This is a genomic window from Psychrobacter sp. CR212 (genome assembly GCF_059693765.1).
Genome location: NZ_JCATIF010000003.1, coordinates 94,079 through 106,449, shown reverse-complemented (window position 1 = coordinate 106,449; position 12,371 = coordinate 94,079). Strand labels below are relative to the sequence as shown.

Here is a 12,371-nt window from a genome sequence, read left to right as displayed (position 1 = left end):
TACAGGGATAGTTATGTTTTCTAAAATTCTAATTGCCAACCGTGGTGAAATTGCTTGCCGAGTGGCCGCAACTGCCAAGCGTCTGGGCGTCAGTACCGTCGCGGTGTATTCTGATGCTGACCGCGAAGCCAAGCACGTGGCGGTCTGTGATGAGGCGATCTATCTAGGCGGTTCGGCACCAAAAGACAGCTATCTCAAAGGTGATGCCATTATTGCCATCTCTAAGCAAACAGGTGCTGAGGCCATCCACCCAGGCTATGGGTTTTTGAGTGAAAACGCCGATTTTGCACAGGCCTGCCAAGAGGCTGGTTTGGTGTTTATCGGGCCCTCTGCTGAGGCGATTCGCGCCATGGGCGGCAAATCTGAGTCCAAGCGCTTGATGGGGGCCGCTGGCGTGCCGCTGATACCCGGCTATCATGGTGACAATCAAGACGCCCAGTTTTTGCAGCAGCAAGCAGATGATATTGGCTATCCAGTATTGATTAAAGCGAGTGCAGGCGGCGGCGGTAAAGGAATGCGTATCGTTGAGCAAAGCAGTGATTTTATTGACTTGCTTGACTCGTGCCGCCGTGAAGCAATTACCAGTTTTGGCAATGATCAAGTGTTGATCGAAAAATATGCGCTCAAACCACGCCATATCGAAATCCAAGTATTCGGTGATACGCATGGCAATTACGTGCATCTGTTTGAGCGGGATTGCTCGGTACAGCGTCGCCATCAAAAAGTATTGGAAGAAGCGCCGGCACCGGGCGTCGATACGGCCATGCGTGAAGCGATGGGTACGGCTGCAATTGAGGCGGCGCGTGCGGTTAATTATGTCGGCGCTGGCACGGTTGAGTTTATTGTGGAGCAGCGCGAAGGTACGATGAATTTTTATTTCATGGAGATGAACACGCGCTTGCAAGTTGAACATCCGGTCAGCGAAGCCATTACTGGTGTGGATTTGGTCGAGTGGCAACTGTTGGTCGCTGCGGGTCAGCCATTGCCAAAATCGCAAGACGATTTGACGATCAATGGTCATGCGATCGAAGCGCGTATCTGTGCTGAAAACCCTGACAATAATTTTTTGCCAGCGACAGGAACGTTATTCACTTATCAAAAGCCTGAGCACAGCACCTTTGTCATTGATAAAAACGGCGCTGATGTGCGTATCGATGATGGCGTACGAGAGGGTGATGTCATCAGTCCTTTCTACGACTCTATGATTGCCAAGCTTATTGTGCATGCACCTACGCGCGAGCAAGCGTTGGCGAGACTAGATCGAGCATTGGCGCAGACGCGTATTGTGGGTCTACCAAATAACGTGGCATTTTTGCGTTATATCTTAAATACCGACTCATTTAGCAACGCCAATCTTGATACGGCATTGATAGAGCGTGAGCAGGACAAGCTGTTTGATCAGCATCCGCTTGGATTATCGACGCTTGTGGTGACGGCTATTACGCAGCAGCTTGCGAGCGAAGCCGTATTACAAAAGATAGACAACGACCCCTTTAGTAAGCCGACAGGGTTCCGTGCTTATAGCGATTATACTCGCACATTTAGCCTCATTTATAATGAGCAGTCATATATTGCTCGTATCAGCAATTGGCACAATGTGAGTTGCTTTGATAATAAAAAAGGTAGTGAGAATCTCAGTAGCTTTGCGCTTGTCATTGGTAAAGAAATCACGAATACGCAGGATGATAGCAATATCAATGTCGCCGCTCAGACCGAAACGGTTTATGAAGGCCAAGTCAGCTATGATAGCAGTGATGCGCACAATCATACCTTATGGTTAGAGGGTGCACGTATCAGTGCGCAGAGCTGGGTCAATAATGAGACAGTTTATGCGTTCACAGATAGCGGACGCGATGAGATTACCTTAATTGATGTGATGGCGCATGTGGGTGAAGACACAGCAGCAGTCGGCAGCCTAAAATCACCGATGCCAGGGCAAGTCGTTGCATTCAAAGTAGCTGTTGGCGATACTGTGAAAAAAGGTGAGCCGCTTGCGGTCATTGAGGCCATGAAGATCGAACATACCATTACCGCACCAACTGATGGTGTGGTAGCAGAATTATTATTTGCAGCAGGTGATTTGGTCGCTGATGGTGATGAGCTACTGCGTATCGATAGTGAAAGCGAATAGAAAAGGACAATAAGCATGAGCCACTCGTATCCAAGCCATGTCACCATCGTCGATGTCAGTCCGCGTGATGGATTGCAAAACGAATCCATGACGGTACCGACTGAGGTTAAGCAAACGCTTATCAATGATTTAATTGACGCAGGGATTAAAAAACTGGAGGTGACCAGTTTTGTCTCGCCAAAGTGGGTGCCACAAATGGGCGATAACAGCGCATTGCTTGATGCGCTTGCGCCAACGCGGCAGACGAACGTTTGTTACTCAGTACTCGTGCCCAATATGCGCGGCTTTGACAATGCGATTGCCTACCGTCCTGATGAAATTGTTATTTTTGGCTCAGCCAGCGAAACCTTTAGCCAAAAAAATATCAACTGCAGTATCGATGAGAGTATTGAGCGTTTCGCGCCCGTTGCCGCTGCGGCAAAAGCGCAAGGTATCAAAGTACGCGGCGTTATCTCTTGTACCGTTGGTTGTCCTTATGAAGGCGAGATTGACCCTAGCCAAGTCGCTTATGTCACCAAACGGTTGATTGAGATTGGTTCAGAGCAGATTGGCATTGCTGATACCATTGGTGTGGGTACACCCCTCAAAGTGCAGCGCGCCCTACAAGCAGCGCTTGAGTATGCTGATATCGCCATGTTATCAGGTCATTTTCATGACACCTATGGTCAAGCACTCAGCAATACCCTAGCGGCATTACAAATGGGTGTCAGCGAATTTGATACCTCAGTCGCAGGCCTCGGTGGCTGTCCTTATGCCAAAGGCGCAACGGGCAATGTCGCGACCGAAGATGTGGTATATATGCTGCATGGCATGGGTATCAGCACGGGTATCGATTTGGAAAAATTGGTCGTGGCAGGCGAGCGTATTAGTGGGTTTTTAAAGCGTCCAAATGGCTCAAATGTGGCACGGGCTTTGATTAATAAACGTCAGTCTTAAAAAATTATCGTAAAAATGAAATACTAAAAAACAAGGAATGGTTATGAGTTTACCTGGATTGAACTTTCAGCTTGGCGAAGATATTGACGCGCTACGTGATGTCGTACAGCAGTTTGCGGCAAACGAAATCGCCCCACGTGCAAGCGAGATCGACAGCAGTGATGAGTTCCCTATGGATCTGTGGCAAAAGATGGGCGATCTGGGTCTACATGGCATCACCGTCCCTGAAGCGTATGGCGGCTCCAACATGGGCTATGTCGCTCATATGGTGGCGATGGAAGAGATTAGCCGAGCGTCGGCATCGGTGGCGCTTAGCTATGGTGCGCATTCTAATTTGTGCATTAACCAAATCAAACGCAACGGCTCTGAAGCGCAAAAACAAAAATATCTGCCAAAGCTCATCAGCGGCGAGTTCATTGGTGCATTGGCAATGAGTGAGACCGGTGCTGGTTCAGATGTCGTCAGCATGAAGCTCAAAGCCGAAGAAAAAGACGGCAATTACATCTTGAACGGTAGCAAAATGTGGATCACCAATGGCCCTGATGCGGATGTGATGGTGGTCTATGCCAAGACCAATCCTGAAATGGGTGCCAAAGGTATGACCGCCTTTATCGTAGAAAAAGGTATGGAAGGGTTTGGTACCGCGCAAAAGCTCGATAAGCTTGGCATGCGTGGTAGCCATACGGGTGAGATGACTTTTAACAATGTCACCGTACCAAGTGAAAATATCTTGGGCGGTCTCAATGAAGGCGTTAAGGTACTCATGAGTGGCCTAGATTATGAGCGTGCCGTATTAGCCGCAGGTCCTATCGGCATCATGCAAGCAGTGATGGACAATGTCGTCCCTTATATCCATGAGCGCAAGCAGTTTGGTCAAGCAATTGGTGAGTTTCAACTTATCCAAGGCAAAGTGGCTGATATGTATACTATTTTGCAGGCAGGTCGTAGCTTCTTATACACCGTTGGTAAAAACCTCGATATGCTAGACGCGCACGGCGCAGGACACAGCCGAGAAGTGCGAAAAGACTGTGCTAGTGTGATTTTATGGTGTGCCGAAAAAGCCACATGGATGGCAGGTGAGGGCATTCAGATATTTGGCGGTAATGGGTATACCAACGAGTATCCACTCGGTCGCTACTGGCGCGATGCTAAGCTGTATGAGATTGGCGCAGGTACTAGCGAGATTCGTCGTATGCTGGTCGGTCGTGAGCTGTTTAACGAGACCAAATAAAAAAGGGTTAGGGCAGTAGCTAGCAAAGCTTTGACCTTATAAAAGAGAAAAGTATCTAATAAAAAAGCAGCACGCTTTAAACGTGCTGCTTTTTTTGTCAGTGTGACAGTATGATATTGGCTTATCTATGATGGATTATGACTTATTACGATAATCAAAATACCGTGCCAGACCATTTAATAATAAATCATCACGCAAGCGTACGGGGCGATTGACATGCTGCGAGATAGTGGCTGCATCGCCGCCTGTCATGATCACTTCAAAGTTTGGGTGACGACGGCTAATCTCATTGATTGCACCAACGATAGAGAGCAAGATGCCACGGTGCACCGCGTCTTGGGTGGTCATGCCTTGGCTAACACTATCAAATGTACCGTTAGAGATAGTGATTTGCTTGGTTCCAGAAAACAGAGACTCGCGTTGTAAGTAGATACTGGGAAAGATATAACCACCCAAATGCTCAGCGTGATCAATCAAGTCAATGGTCACCGCCGTACCGCAGCCGATCACGCATTGGCGTTTTTTCTTATCGACGGCGCCGAGCATCTGTAGCCAGCGGTCACAGCCGAGCTGCTGGTCATTATAAGCACTTTTCATAAGCGCATGCGCGGCATCAACATGGACAAACTCAAATGGAATGTTCAAACGACTGAGCGTCTCTGACACTTTAGCATTGAGCGCATCGCCCAGTACGGATGAGATACCAATAAAATCGGGCGCATAACGCTCAAAGCGGTCGGTCAGACCCATGAGTAATTCAGCGGGTGCTTGCAGATGCTGCTTGGCATCATGTGAGACTATCTGCCCGATATCGTCGGTCAGCCAGTATTTTAGGCGGGTATTGCCAAGATCAAGCCAGAGCATAAAAATCCCTTTATATAGCGCTCGTTAATGATGGTGCTCGTCAGTGTTATGATTAAGCCTAGGGCGTGTCCCTAATAAATAACGTCAATACGTCCAGTAAAAAGCGTAGAAATCTTACCGTTATCTTGCTGTAATTGCAAACACCCATGAATATCCACGCCGCAAGCGACTCCCGTCATGACTTTGTTCTCATTATTATAGTCTTGGGTAACACGTAAACGCAGACCGGCTAGCGCATCCATCGCTGCAAACTGCTGCAAAAATCTATCTAAATAATAGGTATGCCCCGTTGGTTTTTCGATGGCCAAATGCTCAAATCGAGTCATCGCTGCCATCAGTGCTTTGCTCATCTGCTGATACAATGTTTGTAAGTCTGGCAGGCTCGTGGCAGCTGCCACTTCTGGATGTAGCAACTCATGGATGTCCTGTAAGCTGATCGCTTGATAGCTCATCCCCTCAGAGGTTTGCGCGGTGAGCGTTGGCGCAGCTTTTACATTTAACCCAATGCCTAGTACCACACCAAGCAGCTTGCCAGATTTGGTCACAGGTTCTATCAAGATGCCAGCGAGCTTTTGAAAGGGCAATGTGCGCTGAAGTGAGATGGCGCTGTCTAAAGCTGAACCGTCGGGTGCAGAGTGCGCCAATTCAGAATGATGACTGGCTTGACTCTGATAAAACCCCAAATCATTTGCCCATTTCACCCCAATTGGCGTCAATCCTTGTGCTTGTAATTGCTCATTCAAGGCTTGGATAACAGGCATTTTTGCCAGCTCAAGGCCAATAATCAAAGACAGTAGCCCACTAATCGGCATATGTACGGGGTGATATAGCGACAGATAGACATTGCCGCGCGGCGACTGCCACGAGCGCCCATGTTGTCCACGTCCCGCGCTCTGCGTCTCTGCGGTCAAGACGTGTACGGTAGCAGCATCTAGCGTGCCATCTTGCAGCGCTGCGATCAGCTCGCTATTGGTCGAGGCGCTACTGGCAACGTGGCGGTGGTTAAGCTCGGATAAAGCGGGAGAAAAATTGGTGAGTGGTGGCATAAGTTTAATCGATGTGGTTAAAGGAAACTTTGATATACTAAGCGGTTACCAAAGACAGCATACCAAAGACAGAATAAAGGTCACGTTAAGATTTGGCAAATACAGTTAAGTGCGCTAAGAAACCAGTAAGTAGGCAATAAAATTAATACTAGGCCAGTATTATAAAAGGTTTGTTCTATGATGTTATATGTGTGGTTTGTGATTGCAGGGGCGTTTGCAGGTGTCAGTGCAGGCTTGTTTGGCGTGGGCGGCGGCATGATTATCGTCCCCGCACTGGTCTGGATTTTTACCGCGTACGACTTTTCGCCAGAAGTAGTAACACACCTAGCCATTGGTACGTCTCTTGCGACCATCGTGATCACTTCGATCAGCTCACTGACGGCCCATAATAAACGCGGCGGCGTGCGCTGGGAAGTATGGCGCAAGATGGCGCTTGGCTTGGTGGTGGGGAGTTTGGTCGGCGCTGGTATCGCAGATATGATTGATGGTCAGGCACTACAAGCCATCATCGGTGTTGGCGCGCTACTGGTTGCACTAAAAATGCTGTTCTTTTCTAATAAAGAGCAAGTAGGTAAGCCATTGCCTTCGGCTGGGATACAGTTTGGCGCAGGTACGGGCATTGGCATGGCGTCGTCTATCTTCGGTATTGGCGGTGGTAGTTTGACCGTACCGTTTTTGAACTGGGCGGGGCTGCCGATGAAGCAATCGGTCGGTACGTCAGCGGCGTGCGGTCTACCCATTGCTCTGGCTGGCGCGGCTGGATTTGCCTGGTTTGGTCAAGATGTGGTCAATCTGCCTGAGGGCACCATCGGATTTGTCCATGTCATAGGATTTTTGTGTATTTCGGTGGCGAGCTTTGCAATGGCAAAAGTGGGTGCCAAGCTTGCCCATGTATTGCCTGCCTTGATGCTCAAGCGCGCGTTTGGCGTATTATTGATATTTGCAGGAGGGCAGTTGTTATTAAGTGGATTGGGTGTGTTGTAATCACGGCACATCTTTGTTGTAAAAAATGTAAACCATGAGACATTCTTAGTATGAAAGCAGCAGAAAAATATCGCCGTGTCTTTGGCTCGGTGAGTCATTTAAAAGATCAGCTATCATGGACGACTGGTCTTACCAATATGGTAGAGTTTTTGGCGTGGGAGCCCAAGCAAATTCTTGGAATCACCAAAAAGCAATACGTACGCCAAATAATCGAATGGGCTACCCAGCCTGAGCTAGCAGGCAAAAGTGTAGAAGAGATTGAACACGCCATTATCAAAAAGCTCAACGCAAAAATGCATGACACGGAGCAATTAGAAACCTATTCATCCCAAAGAGTTGGCATCTGTCATCCTAGAGAAGCTGTGCGCCGCGTAAAATTCTTTTCTGAAGAGTATCTAAATAAAGAGTTCGATATCTTTTTAAGTTTATGTAGTGATGTCTACTTAGACTCATTGTATCAGCAATTCATCGCCTTTGAGCCAAATGGATCATGGTCGACCCATGGCAACAGCGGATTGTTTGAGGCAAGTACCGAGCTAAAAGCGATGTATATGGACAACTTGGCCTACAACCATCAGGCGAATGTGCTGGTAGCAAACGAACTAAAATTTAATGGTCGAAAAAACCCAGACCAGTTGCTCAAGTACTGCGTGATGTATGAGCATTTACTCGAAAAAGGCTTTATCGATAAAGGTGCCAAGTTTTTACTGCTGTTCATCGGTGGCAGTGAGCTAGAGCACAACAAGCAGCGCTTAGCCGACCGAGAGCTGGCACTGTGTCACAAAAGACCCAAGAAGTATCAGCATCTCTTAAGACCAGAGCTGTTAGACATCGTCGATCATCTGCAAGTGGCCAGTATCACGTGGTCAGCATTGATTGAGTTCAATCAGCGCTACTTAGCAGAAAACGAGGTCAGCCAAATGGAGCAAAAACTATTACGAGGGTTTCATCAAAGCCTGAAGGCAAAATCGTTTATGCACTTAGACGTTTAATCCTAAAAACTCACGACAATTTCAGGTAGAATAGCCGCCTGTTTCCGCCACATCTATTGACTATTCATGCGTTTAAAATCTCTAAAGCTGGCAGGTTTTAAGTCCTTTGCCAACCCAACGACCTTTACCTTTCGCCATGGCATCACTGCCATCGTCGGGCCAAACGGCTGCGGCAAATCCAATGTGATTGATGCCATACGCTGGGTGCTGGGTGAGACCTCTGCCAAGCAGCTGCGTGGCGGGGCGATGAGCGATGTCATCTTTGCTGGTACGCAAGACAAAGCGGCCAAGAGTGTAGCGAGTGTCGAGCTGACCTTTGAGCATACCCAAGATGAGCAAACGGGCATTCGCCATGAGCTTAACTTGTACCAAGAGCTGTCCGTTCGCCGTCAGGTCAATAAAGACGGGCGCTCGGATTACTTTATCAATGGTACGCGCTGTCGCCGCCGCGATGTGGTCGATGTGTTCTTGGGTACAGGGTTGGGTGCGCGTAGTTATGCGGTCATTGAGCAAGGCATGATTGGGCGAATTGTTGAGTCAAGTCCTTTGCAGCTGCGTGAGTTTATCGAAGAAGCGGCTGGGGTGTCGCGCTATCAGGCTCGCCGCGAAGAGACACAAAAAAAGCTTGAAAAGACAAGAGACAATTTGGCGCGTCTGCACGACATGCAAAGCGAGCTGCTCCGCCAACAAAAGACACTGTCCAAACAGGCAGCGAGCGCGCAGCGTCACGAAGAGATCTCACTAAGCTTGGCTGATATTGAGCAGCAGCTTGCCATTCAGCAGCTCTATCAGGCCAAGCAGCAGCATCAGCAGCAAAAAATCGCACATGAACGCAGCGCCGCTGAAGTGTCGATATTGCAAGCGGATTATGACACGCTAAAGGCAAAGCAAGATAAGCTCACCGCTCGTATTAACCAAGAGCAATGGCTCAAAGATGATGCCCAAAGCGCGCACTATCAGCAGCAGCTGGGCTATCAAAATGCCGAGCATCAACTGAGTGATGCCACTGCACAGCTGGCAGCCATTGAGCAGCAACTGTCTCACTTGGCGCAGCAGCGTGAGCAATCACTCGCTGATATCGAGCGGCTTAACGCTGAACAAGCTGAGCAGAATCAAGCGCTAGAAGCGTTACGCCCACAGCTCGCTGAGCTGAGCGACAAGCGTGATAACCACAAGCGTCATGAGCAGCCATTGCAGCGCGCATGGCATGACGCACAAAACCAGCTGTCGCGTCTGCAAGACAAGGCACGTACGCTTGAGCAGCAGCAGGCGATTAATACCCAAGCACAAAAGCGCCACCAGCAAAGCGATGATAAGTGGCAACGCCGCGAGCAAAATTGGCAAAACCTCTGGCAGCAATTGCAGCAGTCTATAGCGCCATCTGATAATACTAATGCTGTTAGTGCCAGTGCTGATGCAAGTCAGGCAGCGGACGAGCAAGACTTGCATCAGGTGCTAGAAGAGCAAGTCGCTAAGCTGAGCAAACAGCTACAGCAGATTGAGCGTCAGCAAGAAGGGGTGGACGAACGTCTGTCTGAGATACAGCCGCAAGCACATCACTTGCAGCAGCGACTGAACACGCAGCAACGCGAGTTGAGCGATGATGAAAAACGTCATGCGTTACTCGCAGGTGAATACGACACTTTGCATCAGATATTGCATCCAAAACCTATATCAAACTCTCAAAACAAAGCAGCTGCAACAAATAACACCGATAGTGCCGCTGTAAATACGCAGCAATTGGCTATTACGACGCTGCGTGAACAGATTGAACTGAGTGCGACAGGGCAAGCGCACGCACAGCTGCTCGATAGTGTTTTAGCGTTATGGCTAGACAGCCATGTATTAATTGCAAGCCACACTAATTCAGCACGTGCTGATCATGTGAATGATGCGGATCAAAAAGCCAATAGTTTGAGTTTGTGGCAAGCACTTGAAGATGATGTTACTGATTTACTGACTTATCAAACCATACAAAACACCTCAGCCAGTACAAAAGACAAAACACTAGCAACGGGTCATAGCCTATGGTTGCCTGCGAAGCAAAATAAAACCAGAGACAGTGCCTTTATCAGCGACTTACCAGAGAGCTTAACTGATAAAGTGTTGCCATTATCACAGCTGATTGCGCAGCCTGCGCTTGCGCTATGGCAGCAGTGTTATCTATACACAGCGCAGTTTGAGTCTACTAGTGAGCATGATATTAACGTGTTTGCCGATGTCTTAAAATCATTACCGTCATCAGCGCTTCTACTGACTGCTGATGGTTGGGTCATTAGTCGTCAAGGTACGCTTAATTTGAGTAAGCTTGCGGGCGCGCAAGACGATCAAAGCGAGGGCAGCAGTCAGTTTCTCACCCAGCGTTTGGCGCAGCGCACGCGTTTGCAAACGCTAGAGGACCTGCTCGGTGAGCTAGAGTTGAGCATCGACAATCAGCAAAAATCCATCGCAAAACACCAGCGTGACTATGACGCATTGATGGTCAGTCTAGAAGAAACGCGTGCCCAAGCTGAGCAATTAACCCGTGATAAGCATAAATACCAGCAGCAACTGACGACTGAGCGCGCCAATGCCGAGCGCTTGCAAGCAGACAGCCAACGCCTAAATGCTGACAAAGCGGCGCTCGAGCAAGAAAAGCAAGAGCTTGCGCATGAGGCGCAGACGCTTATTCGTGAGCAGCAGGATATCGAACGCGAGATCGCCACACTTAAGCCGCAAATAGCAGAGGCACGAGCGACCAATCAGCAATTACAATCTGAGCGCAGCGAGCTACACCGCGCACGTCAAGCCGATGATGAGGCTTGGCAAGCGTTACAGCTACGTATTCAGCAACATGAGATGCGCTTAGAGCATCGTGTGAGCAGTCTGGCGCGTGCAACCGAGCAATATGACAAGTCATTAGAGAGTGAGCAGAGTCTACAGGCGCGCCATGATAAGCAGCAGAGCACATTACCAACGTTGCAAGCGGCACTGCAGCGCGCACAGACAACGCGCGATAAGCAGCAAGCGTTACTGAGTGAGCGCGATACTGCGCTCACGGCACTAAAGCAAGCATATGCTGAGCAGCAGACGGCATTTGATACGTTGCAAAATACCTTGCAGACGCAGCAAAGCGAACTTGCACAGCATGCAACTGAGTTAGCATTAAGTGCTGCGCGTTTGGAGGATGCCAGTAGACATACCCAAAGCGCTCTAGATGCTTATACTCAAGTGAGTGAGAAGTACAAAACGCAAGCAGAACAGCCTCAACAAACCATGAGTGTCTCAAACTTGCTGGCAGACTTTATCGCCCATGATCGCCGTGTGCGCCCAGACAAAATCGCTGAGCTTGCGTCCGAACGCGCCAAGCTTGCGCAGCAGTTAAGTAAGATTGGCGCTGTCAATCTTGCTGCTGTCGCGGAGTTGGCCGAGGTCAATGAGCGCTTGGAGCCACTTGCGCAGCAGACCACCGATATCGCCGCCAGTATGCAGACATTGACTGAAGCGATTGCTTCGATCGATGAGACGACCAAGACGCTATTTATGCAGACGCTCGATGCGGTCAATAATGAGCTGGCCAATTTGTTTGCCAAAGTCTTTGGCGGCGGGCAAGCCAGTCTGACACTGAACACAGACGAGATGCCAGCCAATACGCCAAAGTCGGAGCAATGGCGGGCAGGGCTTACCTTGATGGCGCAGCCAAAAGGCAAGCGCAATAGCCGCCTAGCCGTACTCTCGGGCGGTGAAAAAACGCTGACCGCATTGAGTTTGATTTTTGCGATATTTAAGCAGCATCCTGCCCCGTTCTGCGTGCTTGATGAAGTTGATGCGCCGCTCGATGATGCCAATGTTGCGCGTTTTACTAGCCTCATTCATGAGTTGGCAGATGACTTGCAGTTTATCTTTATCAGTCATAATAAACTGACGATGCAGATTGCCGATGAGCTAAAAGGCATCACCATGCCAAGCGCAGGTATTTCTACCCTAGTCAGTGTGTCGCTCGATGAAGCCGCGCGTTATGTAGAGAGCTAAGACCAAAAAAGCCAAAATTAAAAGCGCTATGAGAATCAAAGCGATGCAAATATAATCAATCCATCGGCATAAATACAAATATGCTTGACCTCAGTCCAGCATACTGGTTATAAAGTACACAATGTGGTGACGACATGGGTCAGCCATGCTAGAATATTGCCATTTATGCTCGTTTG

General features: G+C 48.9%; 8 protein-coding genes. 6 read left to right on the top strand and 2 right to left on the bottom strand.

Annotation, left to right across the window (positions count from 1 at the left end):
- Positions 1 to 13: 13 nt before the first annotated feature.
- From AC58CZ_RS07740 to AC58CZ_RS07730, 3 genes are read left to right on the top strand one after another with little or no spacing between them, the layout of a single operon-like run.
- Positions 14 to 2,131 (top strand): acetyl-CoA carboxylase biotin carboxylase subunit, encoded by a 2,118-nt coding sequence (locus AC58CZ_RS07740; protein ID WP_494224076.1) that lies wholly within the window; start codon positions 14 to 16, stop codon positions 2,129 to 2,131.
- Between the two features lie 15 nt (positions 2,132 to 2,146).
- Complete coding sequence (locus tag AC58CZ_RS07735; protein WP_494224077.1) at positions 2,147 to 3,067, top strand: hydroxymethylglutaryl-CoA lyase; 921 nt, start codon at positions 2,147 to 2,149, stop codon at positions 3,065 to 3,067.
- 43 nt (positions 3,068 to 3,110) lie between these two features.
- Entirely contained in the window at positions 3,111 to 4,298 is a 1,188-nt protein-coding gene (locus AC58CZ_RS07730; protein ID WP_494224078.1) for an acyl-CoA dehydrogenase family protein, read from the top strand.
- A 135-nt stretch (positions 4,299 to 4,433) separates the two neighbouring features.
- On the opposite strand, the gene AC58CZ_RS07725 is transcribed toward AC58CZ_RS07730, so the two are convergent.
- Together AC58CZ_RS07725 and AC58CZ_RS07720 are read right to left on the bottom strand one after the other, a co-directional pair.
- Positions 4,434 to 5,162 carry a pantothenate kinase gene (locus AC58CZ_RS07725; protein ID WP_494224079.1) on the bottom strand — a complete coding sequence of 243 codons (729 nt, stop codon included), beginning with the start codon at positions 5,160 to 5,162 and terminating at the stop codon, positions 4,434 to 4,436.
- A gap of 71 nt (positions 5,163 to 5,233) precedes the next feature.
- A complete protein-coding gene (locus tag AC58CZ_RS07720; protein WP_494224080.1) occupies positions 5,234 to 6,208 on the bottom strand; it encodes a biotin--[acetyl-CoA-carboxylase] ligase in 975 nt (324 codons plus the stop codon).
- Between the two features lie 180 nt (positions 6,209 to 6,388).
- Between AC58CZ_RS07720 and AC58CZ_RS07715 the strand changes: the two genes are divergently transcribed.
- From AC58CZ_RS07715 to AC58CZ_RS07705, 3 genes are all read left to right on the top strand, one after another.
- Positions 6,389 to 7,192, top strand: coding sequence for a TSUP family transporter (locus AC58CZ_RS07715; RefSeq protein WP_494224134.1), 804 nt, complete (start codon positions 6,389 to 6,391; stop codon positions 7,190 to 7,192).
- Positions 7,193 to 7,242: 50 nt separating this feature from the next.
- A complete protein-coding gene (locus tag AC58CZ_RS07710; protein WP_494224081.1) occupies positions 7,243 to 8,184 on the top strand; it encodes a hypothetical protein in 942 nt (313 codons plus the stop codon).
- A 66-nt stretch (positions 8,185 to 8,250) separates the two neighbouring features.
- The gene (locus tag AC58CZ_RS07705) at positions 8,251 to 12,195 is read left to right on the top strand and encodes an AAA family ATPase (RefSeq protein WP_494224082.1); all 3,945 of its coding nucleotides are present in this window, start codon (positions 8,251 to 8,253) and stop codon (positions 12,193 to 12,195) included.
- Positions 12,196 to 12,371: the final 176 nt, after the last annotated feature.